The sequence below is a fragment of the Xylanimonas allomyrinae genome (genome assembly GCF_004135345.1).
Lineage (GTDB): Bacteria > Actinomycetota > Actinomycetes > Actinomycetales > Cellulomonadaceae > Xylanimonas > Xylanimonas allomyrinae.
The window spans coordinates 1,460,504-1,477,784 of record NZ_CP035495.1; the positions used below are offsets into that span (position 1 = coordinate 1,460,504).

Below are 17,281 nucleotides of genomic sequence, written 5' to 3' on the forward strand. Positions count from 1 at the left end.
GCAGAGCGCAAACGTTGCCATTCTTGCGAGCAGGAAGAATGGCGCCGAGACGGCCATCGCTCTCCGCACGACTTCGAACACGGAGCCGGAGCTCAAGGCGCGCCGTGCGCGCCTCCCCGCGGCAATCATCGCGCGCCTGATTCCGCCTGGAAACGCGCCTTCAGCCGCGCTGCGGACGCCACCCGACAAAGAAGACGCGCCATTTTCGCGACGTCATGTCGGAATGCGTCGTTTACTTGCCCAGGCATCGCGTCTCCGCCTTCTACCGCAGAAGCGACGGGCGCTCGCTGCCCAAACACGCCGCCACGCCTGGCCAATGCCTGGCGGCAACGCAGACCCCCGGAAAGGGACCCAAATGCGCACGTGCACACCTCCACTCGACTCGCGCGCGGGCCTGCGCCGTGCCGCGTGGGTCGCTCTCGCACTGGTCGCAGCCAGCATCGCGGGCAGCGGCCTCGCGAACGCCGCCCAGACCTCAGGGACGATCTGGGAGGTCAGCGTGGGAGGCGACGACGCTGTCGCACTCACCGGCGGCTGCTCCGGGACCGGCCCCGAGGGCACGCTGCGGTGGGCGGTCGACCAGTTCGAGACCGTCGCGCGCTCCACGCCGGGCGACTACACGATCAGCATCACGACGACCGAACCGATCAGGCTCAACCCGGACTGCTCGCTCCACGTCACGTCGCCCCCGGGCGACGCGACCTCGCTGACCATCCAGGGACTGGGCTCGACGAAGACGCTCATCGACGCCGGGACGCAGGGCTTCGGCCTGTACAACGGGTCGCAGGCGCGGACGGGTGCCGTGACGATCGCCGGGCTGTCCGTCATCGGCGACGAGATCAACCTCGAGGCCAACGCCGCCAGCCTGACCCTGCGCGACGTCAGCCTCACGGGCACCGCGGCCAGGCCGTCCCGGTCGGCCGCCGACGCCGCCATCCGCATCGGCGCCGCCAGCGAGGTGACGGTCGAGGACTCGACGTTCGCCGTGAGCGCGGGAAGCCTCGCCTTCAGCGCGGCCACCGGACTCGGAGCCGGCAGCGTCTCGATCATCGACACCACGTTCGTCACCACGGACACCAGCTCCAGCAAGACCGGGGTCTATCTCCGGGGCACGGCCGACTTCACGCTCGACAACGTCACGGTGGACAGCGGGAACCTGACCGGGCTGGACACCTACTTCCGCGTCGGCCTGGACAGCGAGGGGGCCGGAGCGGCTTCCGTGACCATCACGAACACGACGATGAGCACCATGGCCGGGTTCGTCAGCGGGTACCTCGCCGGTGAGTTCACCGTCGAGGACTCGACCTTCACGACCCCGGACGTCGACGGGTACGCCGAGCCGTACCACGGCGCCTTCGAGCTGCGCTGCGAGCACGACGCGTCCTGCCGGATGCTGATGAACCGCACCTCGGTCGAGTCCGTCGTCAGCTCGCACACGCCCACGGTCTTCTACGGAGGCCTGCATGCGAGCGCGGGCACCGACGAACCGATCGTCATCATCGAGAACTCGACCTTCACGCTGAAGCGGTCAAGCTCCATCGCCGAGTACCCGGTGGGAGTCTGGGGCGCCGGCATCGACACCGACGGTTCGGCCACCCCCGACCTGGTCATGCGCAACAACACCGTCATCGGCACCGGAGCGAGCATCCTCGCGAGTCTCGACCCGTCCACCCAGGCGATACTCGACAACAACGTCATCGACTCCGGGGACTGTGCGCCCCTCGGCTATCGCGCCGGCACGCAGGACCCGCTGCAGGTGGTCGGCGGCGGGAACGTCATCACCTCGAACTCGATCTCCGGTGAGAACTGCCTGTCCTCGGCGACCATGCCCGACGGCATCTACACGATCGTGGACCGGGCGTCGATGAGGCTCGGCGACCTGACGGACAACGGTGGCGGCACCCCGACGTACAGGCCGCAGGCGGGCAGCCCGCTGATCGACGCAGGCGTCGCGCCCGGCGGAGCCGACGCCGCCTTCTACGCCGGCGACCAGCGCGGTCTGCAGCGCGTCCAGGGCGCCGCGATCGACGTCGGGGCCGTAGAGGTCCAGGGCAACACCGTGCAGTTCGTCGAAGACGTCACAGTCGTCGGCGGCGACGACGCCACGTTCACGATCGAGCGCTCCGGCGACGACACACGGGCCCTCGCGGTCACCGTCCTGACCACGGACGGCTCCGCGAAGTCCGGCGTCGACTACGAGGCCACGACCACGACGGTGCGGTGGGCCGACGGCGACACGTCGCCGAAGACCGTCGCCGTGCCGACGATCGACCACGTGGAGACCGCGCCGGTCAAGTTCACCGCCACTATCGGCTCGCTGAGCAGGGAGAACGCCTCCCTCGGCGCCCGCCCCAGCGCCATCGGCACGATCGTGTACGAGGGCACGGCGAACGAGCCCACGAGTACCCCGACTCCCGTGCCGACAGTCGACCCCGGGACCTCGGACCCCACCGAGCCGAGCGTCCCCGAGGCAGACGCGCCCAGCGGGCTGCTCGCCAGCACCGGCGCTCACATCTCGACGGCGCTCCTCGTCGCCGCCCTCGCGCTCGTCGTGGGGACGAGCCTGCGGATCGCCAGCCGCCGGCTGCGGAACTGACCACTCGTCGCCCCGCCGGCACGGGAGGGGCTGCCGGGCAGGCCGAGCCGGGCGGCACGGCCCGCCCGGCCTGACGCGCGGCTGCGACCACCGCATCACGGCGTCCGCCCCGTGACCCCACCTCGCGGCGGGGCGAGCCGGGTCCGTGCAACGCCAGCCGCGAGCCAACCACCAGAACATGGGCCGCAGGGCCACGCCGTGCCGCGTCCGAGTCGTCGAAGCGATGGGCAGGACGAGGGCGCACCAGTCGAAGGAGGCTCATGAACGCCGCAGACCGCTACTGCTACCGGGTGACGTGGTCGGCAGAGGACCAGAAGTTCGCCGGTACCGTGCTCGAGCTGCCGCTCCTGTGCTGGCTCGGGCCAGACCGGGACTCCGCGATCGCCGGCATCCAGAGGCTCGCCTACGACGTCGTCGAACGCATCGAGGCAAAAGGGAGGACCGTCCCCGTGCCGCTGGCCGACCGCAACTACTCCGGGGAGTTCCGCCTCCGAATCTCCCCGGAGACCCACCGCCGGCTGACCGAGAAGGCCGCCGAGCAACGGGTATCGCTGAACCAGCTCGTCTCCGACCACCTGGCGTTGGTCTGACCACTCGCATCCTGGCCGAGGCAGCCCCCGCCGGCGGCCGGCCCCACGCCTGCTCCACCGTCGCCAGCCAACGCTGTGACCTGCATGTCTGCGCTGGAGCGACAGGGGGTGCGCGACCACTCCGATAGGATGAAACTTCGCCCCGTTAGCTCAGCTGGTCAGAGCAGGAGACTCATAATCTCTCGGTCGCGGGTTCAAGTCCTGCACGGGGCACATGTGGTCGCGACGTCCTTCGATTCCTGCGGGCGTACGTTCGGCGCTCGGCCTGCCGAACACCGAACGTGTGCTCGCCGCCGCCCTGCTCACCGACGGCGGGTGGGCGGTCGCGACGCGCACCGAACTGATCACCACGGACGGGAGCGCCGACGTCGTCGTGCGTCACGTCTGGTCGGACGTCGACCGCGCATCGTTCGACCCAGCACACGCCGCCATCACCGTCCGGTGGGTCGACCAGCAGGCACCGCTGCGGCTTCGTCTTGCCGACGCCACACGGTCCCGGCTTGCGCGGGTCGTGCGGGAGCGCGTCGAGTGGTCGGTCGTGCTCGCCGAGGAGGTTCCGCTGCCGGGCGACCGCACGGCGCGCGTCGCCGTGCGCCGGGACGTCGACGGCACCCTCTTCTCCCAGGTGCTCGCCGGGGCCGGAGTCGACCTGGACGCCCCGGACGTCGGCCCCGTCGTCGACGCCGCTGAGCAGCGCGTTCGTGCCGCGGCGGGGATGGCGTGGTGACCCGCGGCGCTGCACGCACCACCGGGTTCTGAGCACCGCCCGACGCCTGGTATTGTTCTACCCGGCCTCGGGCACGAGGCCGAAGCGATCCCGCGTAGCTCAGCTGGCAGAGCATCCGACTGTTAATCGGACGGTCGTTGGTTCAAGTCCAACCGCGGGAGCCCAAGAAGGCCCTCTGACTTGCGAAAGCACAGTTCAGGGGGCCTTTTTCTTTGCTGCGAGCGTCCGGCATCGGGTTGGCGGGGGTTAGCGGCCAGAAAGTGTGTCCGCGCCGGGCGTGTCGCGGGTTGGCTCGAGCGTCCGCCCCAGCCCTTGCGTGCCCAGAGGGCTACGCCCGGCTGATCCCCCAGCGCACCCAGGTCTCCAGACGGACGACCGACGGTCAACTGCGCGCACGAGCCAGGGCCAAGGCCAAGGCGAACCAGATCCGGGCGTCGGTCGACGAGCAGCCGAAGTGAACCCCCCACGTCGTCGGTGGCCCAGTACATCGCCGACGTCGTCGAACCCGCCCTCTCCACGACCACCCGGCTGGCCGAACGGAGCAGCCGCCGCCGCTACGGCCCGCCGGGTCGCCGGGCGGCGCGGTCCGCGATCGCACGCACTCGCCGATCCGCCGTCTTGGTGCGCCGCGTGAGGGCCGCGTGTGCTCGCGGAGTGCGCAGATCGAAGAGGGCCATCGCCGCGGAGACCCGCACTTCGCCGTCGGGGTCGTCGAGGGCCCCGGAGAGTACGTCGGTGGCGCCCTCGGCACCAGGTCCCATGAAGCAGAGGGCCTCAGCGGCGTGACTGCGCACGTGGGTCTTGTCGCTGGTGAGAGCATCGACAAGTGCGGGCACGGCGCGCGCAGCGAAGGACGCGAGATCCCTGGTCACGCCGTTGCGTGTGGTGTCGTCACCCACTCCCAGGTGTGCCACGAAGGCAGGGATGGCTCGGGGGTCGCCGATCCGGGCGAGCGCCCACCGGGCTTTCGCCGCGACGTGGGGGTCGGCGTCGTCCGCCAACGGGATCATGGCGTCCACAGTCGCCGGGTCCGCGATCTTGCTCAGGACGTGCAGCGCTCGATCGAGCGTGGCCGCACGGGCGCTCGTCAGGGCCTCCAGCAGGAGCGGAGTGGCGGCGGCGGCCACGCGAGTGATCGCCCACGAGAGAGTCTCACGCACGAAGGGGTCCGGCTCCGACCACAGCCGAGCAACCAGGCCCGGTGCAGCGGCAGGGTCAGCGATCTCGCCGACGTTCAGGGCAGCAGCCTGGCGCGCGTCGCGGTCGGCGTGCGCCAGGCGGTCGAGAGCCTCGTCCAACTGCGCGACGCCTTTGCGCGCGACCGGTGCGGTGACCAATGACTGCGTCAAGTTCATCCCGGCCACGGTAGAAGTTGCCGTTGCGAGAAGGTCAAGCCGTAGCATTCGACCGTGCGGTACTCGATCAGCAAGGTCGCCAAGATGTCCGGCGTCTCGGCCCGGACTCTGCGGCACTACGACGAGATCGGACTGCTCGCACCGGCCGAGGTCTCTGCGAACGGGTACCGCTGGTACAGCCGGACCCAGCTCCGTCGGCTCCAACGGATCCTGCTACTGCGCGACCTCGACGTCCCGCTCTCGCAGATCAAGGCGATATTGACCGGAGAAGACGACGAGATCGCCGCGCTGCGGCGCCACAGCCAGCTCGTGACGGCTGAACGCGACCGTCTCGACGCGATCGCGGTCACGATCGGTCGGACCCTCGACGACCTCGAAGGTGGTCGCAGTCTGCCCGACGAGGAGTTCTTCCGTGGTCTGCAGGAAGGACGGGCGCAGCTCGCCGCCACGCTGCGGGAGAATTTCGGGGAGGCGGCGACCCGCGTCCTACCCACGGCCGACGCGTGGCCGGCGCACTGGACCAGGGACGACTACGACGAGGCCGCATCCCGGGCCCGGAACCTCTACAACCGGCTTTCCCGGGCACGCCGCGCGCACCTGGAACCGACGTCGCCCTCAGCGCTCGACCTCGTCTCCGAGCACTACGACGCCGTCTGCGCCACGTGGCCCGCGAGCCCTGCGGCCTATCACGCACTTGCCGACCTGATCGAGTCCGATCCCTCGCAGCGAGCCGTCGTCGGTGTCGACGACCCCGATCTCCCCTCGTGGTTGGCCGCGGCGATCCGGGCCTATGCCGTGCGCCGTCTGAGGTACAGCCCCTGACCGTCGGGGGCAACGGAGGACCGCGCCGTCAGGCCTGACCCCTCGCCGCCGGCAAGCGCCGCGAGTCGAAAGCGCGGCCCTCGCCGGTGAATGGGTCGTCGAACGCCAGCGACCGCGCCAGGAGCTGCAGCGACCGGTCCGGGTTGTCGGGGGCGTCCGCCCGCAGCTCGGGCCAGGAGGGTCGTGCAGCAGCGGCAGGCCGAGCGAGGCCATGTGCGGCCGGAGCAGGTGGGTACGGCCCGTGCGCGGCGCGAGCCGGTACAGCCCCAGAGCCCGCTCGTCGTCGCGGGCGACCAGATCGATCCACGACTCGGCGTTCGGCTCGTCGGGCACCCCTCGGCCCGCACCACCCCGCGGCGCCTGACGATGCGCGACCGCCTCGTAGACCGTTCCTGAGAAGTGAGCGTGAGTGGGTCCGGGGACTTCTCGGTGCTCTGCTGTCCGAACGGTGTTGACGGCGCTGGCGTGTGTTCTATCCCGGTGGGCCTGCGGCGTCGTGCGCCCTCGGCTGTGCGGTGACACGCGAGCGAGAAGCCTTGGTGGTCGTGCCGCCTGGCCTGCTCGGTTTGTCCCGCTGGCACCGGCAGGTTCCCCTCACGGAACCACTTGCGCGATGACGAGCAGTGCCCAACCCCGACCGGCACGAACGTCAGACGATGCTCGTGCGCAGCGAGGCACGACTGGCGCACGCAGAGATGCAGAGTGCATGACGACGCTCGCTCGGCTGCACCGACTGAACAACCGATTCACCCGTGACACGAGCGGCACTCCACGCCACACCCCATGCAGATGCGGTCAGGCGGGAGTAAGACTCCCCTGGCAGCACTCGGGGAGCCGCGCTTGTGACATCACGCCAGAAACCAGATGACCCGAGGTCATCTATGCATGACCACTACAACCGAATATCGCGACACCGTTGCATTGTCACCTCTCACGCTTGAGGGTTGACCCTCTGAGAGGTTTCCCCAAATCATCTCGTGCACTCGGAGGCCTATTCGATCCCACCAACCCACAATCCCGGTCCGTCCATGACCGACCGGAAACCAGAAACCCAGGAACAACTCATGACCGACACCACCACCGAGGTTGTGGCAGTTGCCACGCCCGATACTCACAACAACACCAAGCGCAACGCGATCATCGCGGCCATCGTCGTCGCCGTGCTCGCACTCGGCGCCGTTGGCACCATCGCCTACAACAAGATCCACACCCAGCACAAGATCGACGCCGTCGCCGCCTCCGTGGTCGATGTCGCCAACCAGACAAGGGCCACGCAGAAGACGATCCGCGCCGACCTGGACACCGCGAAGAAGACCGAGGCGACGGTCGAGCACTCGATCGCAGACACGGTCAAGGCCGCCGACCTGGCGTTCGAGATCGAGAAGTCGACCAAAGCCCTCGATATCGTTATCGTCCCCGTCGAGGACGGCTCTACCCTCGAGGAGGCCCAGGCGATCCTCGCTGACGCCAAGAAGACCCTCGCCGACATCAACAGCCGCGACACCAAGCTCAAGGCTGCGAACGAGGCGGCTCTCGCCTCGCACCAGCAGCTCCTGCTCGACAATGCGACGACCGCGTCCGACGCCGCGAAGACGGCACTCGACAGCGTGATCGCCTCAGCCACGCAGACGCTTGCCGGCACGGACGGCCAGGTCGCCGACAACGCGACCCGCCAGGGCCTTCAGGCCGCCATCGACACCGCCAACGCACTGTCGGGTGCGGCCGTCGACGGCACGTCGGTCGACGCGCTGACCAAGGCCGCAGCGGACTTTGCCGCCACCCAGCAGGCTCTTGAGGGTGCAGTCGCCACCGTGAACGACTCTGTCGAGGCGAAGAAGACCGCCGACGCCGAGGCCGCTCGCATCGCTGCCGAACAGAAGGCTGCTGCGCAGAACAAGGCGCAGAGCAGTTCGTCATCGACCGGCTCCAGCAACGGCTCGTCCAGCTCCTCTGGCGGTTCGTCGAAGGGCTCCAGCCGCAGTTCATCGGTAAAGCCAAGCGAGCCGAACACCCCGAAGACCACTCCGAAAATCACACCGCCGCCTCACAACGGCTATGACGACGGGGTCGACGGATGCGGCATGGAATGCGTCAGGATGTGACCTCGTCAATACGGCTTCCGTAAGCCGCACAGGCCCCCGCCACAACGTCCTCGCGACGCTGTGGCGGGGGTTTCTGCGTGTGAGCCCGCGTCAACGCACCAGCCTGCAAAATCCGACGACTTCGACTCCGACTACGTCGGGTCCACCGACTCGCTCGCCAATCGCCCGCCCGCGCACGAGCAACCAGCCCACCAAGGAGGTGTGAGCGATATGCCCTCTCACGACGCGCCCACGCAGAGCGTTGCGTCTGCCCGATCCGAACGCGCACCACCCGACTCATCGCCCGACGTGCATGCGCTCCGCCCGACCGTCAGGGCAGCAGGCAGGGGCAAGGGCAAGTGACCTTCGACGCTCGACGCAGCAACCTGCGACCCGTGCGCCGCCTGGCTCATTCGCAGGAGAACAGAATGGCGTCATCAACGCCGGACTTCTTCATCGCCGCCGCCCAGTCGACTGCTGCGCGTCTGCAGTCGTCGAGAGACACCCAGCAGTGGGCCATTCGACCCTCCCCCTCCGTCTCGCCGTTGTACTTCTCGCACTTGTCTGCGGAGAGCGGAAATATCGGCGCGATGTCGTACTTCCGCTCGTTGGCGCTCGAGCAGGCGCCGATAGCCAGCGCCAATGTCACACAAGTTCCCGCCGCGATGAGCCGGCGTCGATACGTGGTGCTCATGACTCTCCTTTTCGTCGTCGGCCCTCAGCCGACTCGTTCGAACCGTGCTGCCGATACGGAGCTCGGGCGGGTGCACTCCCCGGCGGACCTGCGGGTTGGGTGGGCCACCCGCCGCGCTCCGGGTCATGCGACCGAGGCGCTGCGCTGCGGGCACCCGCTGTCTCGACCCAGCAGGGTCTGGCGCTTCGGGCACAGGGGTGGCTTCGTCGCGAGGCGCGCCTCTGTCCCCGTGGCGGCGGACTTCGAGCACTGCGCACGTGTCTTCGACAGAAGCCTGACCGCGACCTGCAGACCCGCGTCGAGGATGCCTTCGGCCCCGATCGCGCCTCCTCCGCCGTTGGTGGTCGCAGGGGCCGATGCCCCGCCGCCTCAAGAGAAGGTAGCGAGGCAGTAACCCGTGACCGGGTCGGCCCGGGGCAGGATGGCGCTTCAGTTCTCCAGGAATGCTTCCTGGAAAGAGCACGGCTCGCCCACCTGGGATTTCACTCACCGTTGTGAGTGCGTACCTGAAGAGCCGCGAAACACCCGCCGATCAGTCTGCGCCGCGCGATGGCTGGAATGCCACGGCCTTACCACCACCGCTGCGACGACCGCGAGAAGATGGCCTGCCGGGCGGCTGTCACGGACAGGGTCTTCGGGATCGGGCACGAGCGGATGCTGCGCGCGGGACCGGGCCGCGCTGCGGGTGCTGCCATAGGGGGAAGAGCCCAGCGCCGCGCCCTTGGGCCAGGTCTCGCGGAATCCTAGGAACGGGTCAGGAGTCGTGCGTGCCCACGTGCGGCGGCGGCCCGGGCACGCGGGCGGCGGGGTCCCGCTCGTCCGACCGTCCTGCTGCCCAGACGACGAGTGCTCCCGCCGCCGACACGAGCACGATGCCGGTGGTCGCGGAGGGCGTGAGCGCCTCACCGAGCAGGAGCCAGCCGAGCAGCGCACCCATCGCGGGGTCGATCGCGAAAAGCGTGCCGATGACGCGCGCCGAGGTGATGCGACCGGCGACGGTGTCGACGGTGTAGGGCACGACGACGCCCACGACGGCGGAGACGGCGAGGACGCCCCACTGGGGCGAGGTCACGGCTGCGGCGTGCGTGAGGGACACGGGCAGTGTGACCACTGCGGCGACCGTCACGGACAGGGCCAGGTCGCCGAGACCGGCGTCGGACTTGCCCACCGTGTCGGCGCAGATGGTGTAGACCGCGAAGGCCGCCCCGGCGCCGAGGCCGAACAGGTATCCGGCGAGGTCGAAGTAGCCGCCCGGGCCGGCCGAGATGAGTGCGACACCGCCCAGGGCGACCAGCGCGCCGAGCCCTTCGCGCACGCGCCGCGAGCCGAGCAGCGCCACGACGCACGGGCCGAGGAAGTCGAGGGTGACGGCCACGCCCAGCGGGATGCGTTCGATCGCGGCGTAGAGCGACAGGTTCATCAGCGCCATCGCGGCGCCGTACACGACGATGCCCGTCCACTGTGGGCGTGTGCGCCCGCCCAGGCGCGGGCGGAACGCCGCGAGCAGCACGACGGCGGCCATGGCCATGCGCAGCGCGCTGACGGGCGCCGAGCCGAGGGAGTCGAAGAGGGTGGCCGACAGCGCCGACGACGTCTGGATGCCTGCGGACCCGATGAGGACGAGGCCGGCCGCGCGCGTCGCGGCGCGGCGGCCGGGTGGGGTGGGCACCGGGGCACCGTAGCGGGTGCCGTGGCCAGGGTGCGAGGCCGTCCACCAGCGCGAACGCCGCAAACGGTACCGACTGAGGGTTGGCTTACTTAGGTTTGCCAAACCTAAGCCACTTGTGCTGAGGTGACGCCATGCGAACGATGAGAACTACCCGAACGCACCCCTCGGCCCGCCCGGCCTCCCTCGTCGCCGTCACCGCGAGCCTCGTCCTGAGCCTCGCCGCGTGCTCGAGCGGCAGCGCCGACGACGAGGCGGGCGCCTCCTCGCCCGCGCCCACGACGGTCACGGTCGCGAACGCCAAGCCCACCCTCACCACCGCCGAGCGTCGCGGCGAGACCGTCACCGTCGAGGACGACGCCGTCGCGCGCGGCAGCGTCGAGGTCCCGTTCCAGCCGAAGGCCGTCATCCCCTTCGACCTGTCGGCGCTCGACACGATCGACGCGCTCGGCGCGGGCGACGCCGTCGTCGCCCTCCCGGGCGGGCTGACCCTGCCCGACTACCTGTCCGAGTACGCCGACCTGCCCGCCGTGGGCACGCTGTTCGAGCCCGACCTGGAAGCCATCAGCGAGATCGACCCCGACCTGATCATCACCGGCGCCCGCTCCACGGGCCAGTACGACGCCCTGTCGCAGCTCGCCACGACGATCGACCTCAGCGGCGCGCCCGGCGGCGGGTTCGACCCGGCCACCGCGCTCGAACGGGCCGCCCAGCTCGGCGAGATCTTCGGCAAGCAGGACGTCGCCGCCGCGAAGGCCGAGGCGATCGAGGCCACGATCGCGCAGATCAAGCCGCTCACGGAAAAGGCGGGCTCCGCCCTGGTGCTCCAGGTGACCGGCGGCGAGTACGGCGCCTACGCCGAGGGTTCCCGCTTCGGGTACTTCTTCGACGAGCTCGGCCTCACGCCGGCAGTCGCCCAGGCCGACCTGCCGGCAGCCGAGGGCGGCTCGCACGGCGACGGCGTCTCCAACGAGTACCTGTACCAGGCCAACCCGGACTGGCTGATCGTCTTCGACCGCGGCGCAGCCACCGGCCAGAGCAACGAGGCCGCGCAGGAGGTGCTCGACAACGAGCTGGTCGGCAGGACGACGGCCGCCCAGAAGAGCCAGATCGTCTACCTCAGCCCCACCGAGCTGTACATCCTCACCAACGGCCTGACGTCGATCGAGACCGTCCTCGGCGAGGTCAAGACCGCGTTCAGCGCCTGAGATGACCTCTCGTACCACCCTCGGTGCGACCGCGGGCGTGGCGCTCGTCGCCACGCTCGCGGTCGCCTCCACCCTCGTCGGAGTGGCCGACCTCGACCTGTTCGTGCTGTGGGAGAGCCGCATCCCGCGCACCATCGCCCTCGTGCTGACGGGCTTCGCGCTCGCCGTCACCGGCCTGGTCATGCAACTGCTGACCCGCAACAGGTTCGTCGAGCCGTCGACGACGGGAGCCGCCGACGGCGCCGCCCTCGCGCTGCTGCTCGTGCTGCTCATCTCCCCCGGGCTGCCGCTGTGGGCCAAGGCGTGCGTCACCACGGTCGGCGCCGTCGCCGGCGTCACCGGGTTCCTGGCGCTCGTGCGGCGCATCCCGTCGCCGTCGAGCGTGCTCGTGCCCGTCGTCGGGATCATGTACGCGGGCGTCGTCGGCTCCGTCACCGCCTTCATCGCCTACCGCACCGGGCTGCTGCAGGAGCTCGGGAGCTGGGCGATGGGCGACTTCTCGGGCGTGCTGCGCACGCGGTACGAGATGCTCTGGCTCGCCGCCGCGGCCGCCGCCGTCGCCTGGGTCGCCGCCGACCTGTTCACGCTCGCGGGCCTGGGCGAGGACACGGCCACGGGCCTCGGCGTCGACGTGCGCTGGGTCATGGTGCTCGGCGTCGTGATCGTCGCCGCCGTCACCGGCGTCACCACGGTCACGACCGGGGCGATCCCGTTCCTCGGGCTCGTCGCACCCAACGTCGTCAGCAGGCTCATCGGCGACAACATGCGTTCGGCCGTGCCGCTCGTGGGGCTGCTCGGCGCGGCCGTCGTGCTGGGCTGCGACGTCATCGGGCGAGTCGTGCGGTTCCCGTACGAGATCCCCATCGGCGTCGTCGTCGGCGTGCTCGGCGCGGCCATGTTCCTGTGGCTGCTGCTCGGGCCCGCGACCCGGCGACAGGCCGGCCATGCGTGACCGCGTCGGCCGCGCCCGCGGCATCACCCTCGTGCTCCTGGCGGTCGTCGCGCTCGCCTGCGTGGTCGCCTACGTGGCGACCGGCCTGCCCTCACGATGGGAGTTCGCGCTGCGGCTGCGCGCCTCGACCGTGGCCGGCATGGTCCTGGCGGCCACCGCCATCGGCGCCGCGACCGTCCTGTTCCAGACCATCACCGCCAACCGGGTCCTGACCCCCGGCGTGATGGGCTTCGACGCCGTGTTCCTCATGATCCAGACGTTCGCGGCCTTCGTGCTGGGGCCGGTGTTCCTCGCGGCCGCCCCGGGTTCGCCACCTGGCTCACCGAGCTGGTGCTCATGGCCGGGTTCGTGCTCGGGCTGTACTGGTGGCTGTTCGTGCGGCGGCGCCTGGACCTGCCCGTCATCGTGCTCGCCGGGATCGTGCTCGGCACGCTGTTCCGCTCGCTCACCGCGTTCCTGCAACGCCTGCTGGACCCCGACACGTTCGCCGTCGTGCAGAACCTCGCGTTCGCGTCGTTCACCGCCGTCGACGCCGACCTGCTCGCGCCGACCGCGCTCGTCGTGGTCCCCGCCCTGGCCTCGCTCGTGCCCGTGCGCCGCTCGCTCGACGTCATGACGCTGGGCGAGGTGCCCGCGGTCGGGCTCGGCGTCGAGCACCGGCGCGTCACCATGCACGTCGTGGTCGTCGTCGCCCTGCTCGTGGCCGCCTCGACCGCGCTCGTCGGTCCCGTCACGTTCTTCGGGCTGCTCGTCGCGAACGTCGCCTACGGCCTGGTCGGGCACCGGCACCGGCACTCGGTGCCCGCCGCGATCCTGCTGGGCGTCATCACGCTCGTCGGCGGCCAGCTCGTGCTGACCCGCCTGCTCGGCTTCGGCACCGAGCTGCCCATCGTCATCGAGTTCGTCGGCGGCGCGGTGTTCATCCTCTTCGTCCTGACCGGAAGGGCCCGATGATCCAGACAGCATCCGTCACCAAACGGCACGGCAGCGTGCTCGCCGTCGACGACGTCAGCGTGCGCCTCGACGACGGCCTGACGGCCATCATCGGGCCCAACGGCGCCGGCAAGTCGACCCTCCTGGCCACGATCGGGCGCCTGACCCGCATGGACGCCGGGCGCGTCGTCGTCGGCGGGCTCGACGTCGCCACCACCAAGTCCAAGATGCTCGCCCGCCGGCTGGCCGTGCTGCGGCAGGAGAACCACCTGCCGATCCGGCTGACCGTCGAGGACCTCGTCGCGTTCGGCCGCTTCCCCACGGCGGGCACGGCCGGTCCGCGCAGGACCGCCCGCACGTCGAAGGCGCGCTCGAGCTGCTCGAGCTGGACGGGCTGCGCCACAGGTTCCTCGACGAGCTGTCCGGCGGTCAGCGCCAGCGCGCCTTCGTCGCCATGGCGATGGCCCAGGACGCCGACTACCTCCTGCTCGACGAGCCGCTCAACAACCTCGACCCCCGGCACGCGGTCGGCCTCATGAAGCTGCTGCGCACCCTCGTCGACGAGCGGGGCACGCGCATCGTCGTCGTCATGCACGACATCAACGTCGCCGCACAGTTCGCCGACACCGTCGTCGCGATGCGCGACGGCGCCGTCACCGCCCACGGGCCCGTGCGCGAGGTCGTGACCGACGCCGTCCTGCACGCGCTCTACGAGACCCCGTGCGCGTCATCCACGTGGAGAACCAGCCCGTCGTGCTCTGGCGGTGACACCCGGCGGGACGCCGGGAATACGACACGGTTGCCCGGGGCTTGCACCATGCGTGCCCACCCCGCGTGCGAACTCCGTCGGCCTGCGCTCCGAGCGCGGCCCGATCCTGCTGTCCCTCATGCTCTCGACGGCGCTCGTCGCTCTCGACGCGACGATCATCGCCACCGCGTCGTCGACCATCGCCCGCGAGCTGGGCCGGTTCGACCAGCTCCCGTGGCTGTTCTCGACCTACCTGCTCGCCCAGGCCGTCAGCACCCCGGTCTACGGCAGGCTCGCGGACATCGTCGGGCGCAAGCGCCTCATGCTCGTCGGCATCGGGCTGTTCTTCGCCGGGTCGGTGCTCGCCGGCGCCGCGCCGACCATGGGCGTGCTCATCGCCGGGCGCGCGGTCCAGGGCCTGGGCGCCGGGGCCGTCATGCCCGTGTCCATGACCATCACGAGCGACCTGTACACGCTGGAGGAGCGGGCCAAGACGCAGGGGTACCTCGCGTCGGTCTGGGGGATCTCGTCGGTCGTCGGGCCGACGCTCGGCGGCGTGTTCAGCCAGTTCGTGTCCTGGCGGTGGATCTTCTGGGTCAACCTGCCGCTCGCCGTGCTCGCCGCGCTCATGCTCGCGCTGCGCTACAAGGAGTCGCACCAGGTCACGCGACGCGAGCCCATCGACTACCCCGGCGCGGCGCTGCTGACCGCGGGCAGCACGCTGCTGCTGCTCGGGCTGCTGCAGGGCGGCACCCGCTGGGCATGGGTCTCGGCACCCACGATCACGGTGCTGGCCACCGCCGTCGTGCTGCTGGTCGCCTTCCTGGCCCACAGCCGCCGCACCCGCCACCCCATCGTGGACCTGGCGGTGCTGCGCCGCCGCGTCGTCGGCGCGTCCGCGACCGTGTCCCTGCTGGTCGGCGTCGTCGTCGTGGGCCTGTCGACGTACGTGCCCATCTACGCGCAAGAGGTGCTGGGCTTCGGTGCGCTGCTGGCGGGCTTCGCCCTCGCCGCGCTCACGCTCGGCTGGCCGATCTCGGCGGCCAACGCCGGGCGGCTCTACCTGCGGATCGGGTTCCGGCTCACCGCCGTCATCGGCTCGTCGCTCGTCGTCGTCGGAAGCCTCCTCATGCTGCTGCTCGCGGGGGCGACGCCGCTCGTGCTCGCCGGGGTGTTCTGCTTCGTGGTGGGCGCGGGCATGGGCCTGACGGCGGTGCCGACCCTGATCGCCGCGCAGGCCTCGGCCGGGGCCACCGAGCGCGGGGCCGTCACCGGCACGAACATGTTCGCGCGGTCCATCGGCTCGGCCCTGGGCGTCGCCGTGCTGGGCGCGATCGTCAACGCCAACACGACGCTCGGCCCGGACGGCACACCGCACGGGCCGGGAATCCTCCCCGCCATGCACCTGGTGTTCGGGGCGCTCGCCGTCGTCGCCGTGCTGCTGTTCGTCTCCACGACGCTCATGCCGCCCGACCGGCAGGAGGCGGCCGAGCGGCGGGCTCGCGTCGAGGCCGAGGCGTCGTCGCTGGAGCCGGCCGCCTGAGGTCCCGCGCGCCGACCGGTCGGCGGGCCGCAACGGTAGACTGAGGCAAGCATGTCTCTCTCCCTCCCCCTCGCTGCCGATCCCCTGCGCGCCGCCGCGCGCGAAGTCCTCCACCGCGACGTCGTCCGCGACTCCCTCCAGGTCGCGCGCCTGCGCGGCACCGTCGCACCCGCACTGCGCGTCGGCCTCGCCTCGGGCCTGGCGATCGCGCTCCCCGCCCTCGCCGGGCACCGCGAGGCGTCCGCGTTCGCGGCCCTCGGCGCGCTGACCTCGCTCTACTGCCGCGACGACCCGTACCGCCGCCGCGGCGTCCTGCTCACCTGGGTCGCAGGCGTGCTCGTCGCCACCATCGCCGTGTTCAGCCTCGTCACGGCCCTGGGCGCCCCCGCCGCCGTCGGCTTCGCCCTGATGGCGGCGCTCGCCGCAGCGGCGACGGCGCTCGTGCTGCTGCTGCGCATGGGAGCGCCGGGCGCCACCATGCTCATCTTCTGCGCGGGCGCCGGGATGAGCGGTGCCCCCACGCTCGCCGACGTGCTGCCGCGCACCCTCGCCGGGACAGGCGGCGCGCTGCTCGCGTGGGTCGTGTGCATGACGGGCGCCCTCCTGCACCCCACGGCGCCCGCCCGACTCGCGGTGCGGCGCGCAGCGACCGCCGTCCGCGCCGCGCTGCGCGACCCCGGCCCCCGACGCCACGCCGTCGCACGGGCCCGGATCGCCGCGGCACGCGAGGCGCTGGCCGACGACGCGTCCTGGCGCCGCACCCGCCCGACGGCGCTGGCGCTCGCGCACAGCGTCCACGCGCTGGTGACCGCCCTCGACGCCACGTCCACCGAGGTCACGCTCCCGCCACGCCACCCGCTGGGCGCCCAGTTGCGCGAAGCCCTGCGCGGCCCGCGCTGGCGGCTCGCGGCGGCGCGCGTCCTGACGGGCGGGGCGGCGGCGGCGACCGTCGCCACCGCGCTCGGTCTGGGGCACGCCTCCTGGGCGGTCATGGGGTCGACCGCCGTGCTCCAGGGCGCGAGCGCGCGGCACGCGGCCGTCCGGGCGGTGCAGCGCGCCGCAGGCACGGCCGCGGGTGCCCTGCTCCTCGCCTACCCGCTGCTGTCGCTGCACCTGGGCTTCTGGGCGACGGCGGCGACCGTCGTCGTGCTGTCGGTCACGACCGAGGTGGTGGTCGGCCGCAACTACGGGCTGGCCCAGGTGACCATCGCACCGATGGCGCTGCTCATGACGACGCTCGGCCAGAGCGCCGACCCGGCGTCGCTCGCCCGCGACCGTGCACTCGACACCGCGCTCGGCGCGGGCGCCGGGCTGCTCGCCGTCCTGCTCGTGCACCGGTACCGGCGGCATCGGGTCTGAGCCGCGC

The 17,281-nt window shown here is 71.2% G+C and carries 13 protein-coding genes, 2 tRNA genes and 2 pseudogenes; 14 read left to right on the forward strand and 3 right to left on the reverse strand.

Going from position 1 to position 17,281, the window contains the following annotated elements; translation table 11 throughout:
• Positions 1 to 355: 355 nt before the first annotated feature.
• The 5 genes from ET495_RS06740 (at position 356) to ET495_RS06760 (ending at position 4,074) form a co-directional block, all read left to right on the forward strand.
• On the forward strand, positions 356 to 2,596 hold the full coding sequence (locus tag ET495_RS06740) for a choice-of-anchor Q domain-containing protein (RefSeq protein ID WP_129203663.1): 2,241 nt from the start codon (positions 356 to 358) through the stop codon (positions 2,594 to 2,596).
• A gap of 260 nt (positions 2,597 to 2,856) precedes the next feature.
• Entirely contained in the window at positions 2,857 to 3,186 is a 330-nt protein-coding gene (locus tag ET495_RS06745; RefSeq protein ID WP_129203665.1) for a type II toxin-antitoxin system HicB family antitoxin, read from the forward strand.
• A gap of 139 nt (positions 3,187 to 3,325) precedes the next feature.
• Positions 3,326 to 3,399: transfer RNA gene (locus ET495_RS06750), tRNA-Ile, on the forward strand.
• A gap of 70 nt (positions 3,400 to 3,469) precedes the next feature.
• On the forward strand, positions 3,470 to 3,913 hold the full coding sequence (locus tag ET495_RS06755) for a hypothetical protein (RefSeq protein WP_245993352.1): 444 nt from the start codon (positions 3,470 to 3,472) through the stop codon (positions 3,911 to 3,913).
• Positions 3,914 to 4,001: 88 nt separating this feature from the next.
• Positions 4,002 to 4,074, forward strand: a tRNA-Asn gene (locus ET495_RS06760).
• A 393-nt stretch (positions 4,075 to 4,467) separates the two neighbouring features.
• Here the strand turns inward: ET495_RS06760 and ET495_RS06765 are convergent.
• Positions 4,468 to 5,268 (reverse strand): HEAT repeat domain-containing protein, encoded by an 801-nt coding sequence (locus ET495_RS06765; protein WP_129203669.1) that lies wholly within the window; start codon positions 5,266 to 5,268, stop codon positions 4,468 to 4,470.
• Positions 5,269 to 5,322: 54 nt separating this feature from the next.
• Here ET495_RS06765 and ET495_RS06770 point away from each other — a divergent pair, with 54 nt between their 5' ends.
• Entirely contained in the window at positions 5,323 to 6,090 is a 768-nt protein-coding gene (locus tag ET495_RS06770) for a MerR family transcriptional regulator (RefSeq protein ID WP_129203672.1), read from the forward strand.
• Positions 6,091 to 7,154: 1,064 nt separating this feature from the next.
• The gene (locus ET495_RS06780) at positions 7,155 to 8,192 is read left to right on the forward strand and encodes a hypothetical protein (RefSeq protein ID WP_162616387.1); all 1,038 of its coding nucleotides are present in this window, start codon (positions 7,155 to 7,157) and stop codon (positions 8,190 to 8,192) included.
• 388 nt (positions 8,193 to 8,580) lie between these two features.
• Here ET495_RS06780 and ET495_RS06785 read toward each other — a convergent pair whose 3' ends face one another.
• Positions 8,581 to 8,865: a hypothetical protein gene (locus tag ET495_RS06785; protein WP_129203676.1), complete on the reverse strand. Its 285-nt coding sequence runs from the start codon at positions 8,863 to 8,865 to the stop codon at positions 8,581 to 8,583.
• Between the two features lie 754 nt (positions 8,866 to 9,619).
• The gene (locus ET495_RS06790) at positions 9,620 to 10,534 is read right to left on the reverse strand and encodes an EamA family transporter (RefSeq protein ID WP_129203678.1); all 915 of its coding nucleotides are present in this window, start codon (positions 10,532 to 10,534) and stop codon (positions 9,620 to 9,622) included.
• A gap of 140 nt (positions 10,535 to 10,674) precedes the next feature.
• On the opposite strand from ET495_RS06790, the gene ET495_RS06795 reads away from it, so the two are divergent.
• The 7 genes and pseudogenes from ET495_RS06795 (at position 10,675) to ET495_RS06820 (ending at position 17,274) form a co-directional block, all read left to right on the forward strand.
• Complete coding sequence (locus ET495_RS06795; RefSeq protein WP_162616388.1) at positions 10,675 to 11,739, forward strand: siderophore ABC transporter substrate-binding protein; 1,065 nt, start codon at positions 10,675 to 10,677, stop codon at positions 11,737 to 11,739.
• A 1-nt stretch (position 11,740) separates the two neighbouring features.
• Positions 11,741 to 12,691 (forward strand): iron chelate uptake ABC transporter family permease subunit, encoded by a 951-nt coding sequence (locus ET495_RS06800; RefSeq protein ID WP_129203682.1) that lies wholly within the window; start codon positions 11,741 to 11,743, stop codon positions 12,689 to 12,691.
• Between the two features lie 336 nt (positions 12,692 to 13,027).
• The gene (locus ET495_RS18070; RefSeq protein ID WP_211340927.1) at positions 13,028 to 13,645 is read left to right on the forward strand and encodes an iron chelate uptake ABC transporter family permease subunit; all 618 of its coding nucleotides are present in this window, start codon (positions 13,028 to 13,030) and stop codon (positions 13,643 to 13,645) included.
• Positions 13,642 to 13,905: pseudogene (locus tag ET495_RS19375) on the forward strand (ATP-binding cassette domain-containing protein); the annotation flags it as partial. The gene ET495_RS18070 and the pseudogene ET495_RS19375, both read left to right, overlap by 4 nt.
• Positions 13,906 to 14,018: 113 nt before the next feature.
• Positions 14,019 to 14,069, forward strand: a pseudogene (locus tag ET495_RS19380) (hypothetical protein); the annotation flags it as partial.
• A 376-nt stretch (positions 14,070 to 14,445) separates the two neighbouring features.
• Positions 14,446 to 15,915 carry an MFS transporter gene (locus ET495_RS06815; RefSeq protein ID WP_245993353.1) on the forward strand — a complete coding sequence of 490 codons (1,470 nt, stop codon included), beginning with the start codon at positions 14,446 to 14,448 and terminating at the stop codon, positions 15,913 to 15,915.
• Positions 15,916 to 15,966: 51 nt separating this feature from the next.
• Positions 15,967 to 17,274, forward strand: a complete 1,308-nt coding sequence (locus tag ET495_RS06820; RefSeq protein ID WP_129203684.1) for an FUSC family protein — start codon at positions 15,967 to 15,969, stop codon at positions 17,272 to 17,274.
• Positions 17,275 to 17,281: the final 7 nt, after the last annotated feature.

Coding starts and splice junctions, on each gene's coding strand:
- ET495_RS06740 (WP_129203663.1), top strand. CDS start 356: ATGCGCACGTGCACACCTCCACTCGACTCGCGCGCGGGCCTGCGCCGT.
- ET495_RS06745 (WP_129203665.1), top strand. CDS start 2,857: ATGAACGCCGCAGACCGCTACTGCTACCGGGTGACGTGGTCGGCAGAG.
- ET495_RS06765 (WP_129203669.1), bottom strand. CDS start 5,268: ATGAACTTGACGCAGTCATTGGTCACCGCACCGGTCGCGCGCAAAGGC.
- ET495_RS06780 (WP_162616387.1), top strand. CDS start 7,155: ATGACCGACACCACCACCGAGGTTGTGGCAGTTGCCACGCCCGATACT.
- ET495_RS06785 (WP_129203676.1), bottom strand. CDS start 8,865: ATGAGCACCACGTATCGACGCCGGCTCATCGCGGCGGGAACTTGTGTG.
- ET495_RS06795 (WP_162616388.1), top strand. CDS start 10,675: ATGAGAACTACCCGAACGCACCCCTCGGCCCGCCCGGCCTCCCTCGTC.
- ET495_RS06800 (WP_129203682.1), top strand. CDS start 11,741: ATGACCTCTCGTACCACCCTCGGTGCGACCGCGGGCGTGGCGCTCGTC.
- ET495_RS18070 (WP_211340927.1), top strand. CDS start 13,028: ATGGCCGGGTTCGTGCTCGGGCTGTACTGGTGGCTGTTCGTGCGGCGG.
- ET495_RS06820 (WP_129203684.1), top strand. CDS start 15,967: ATGTCTCTCTCCCTCCCCCTCGCTGCCGATCCCCTGCGCGCCGCCGCG.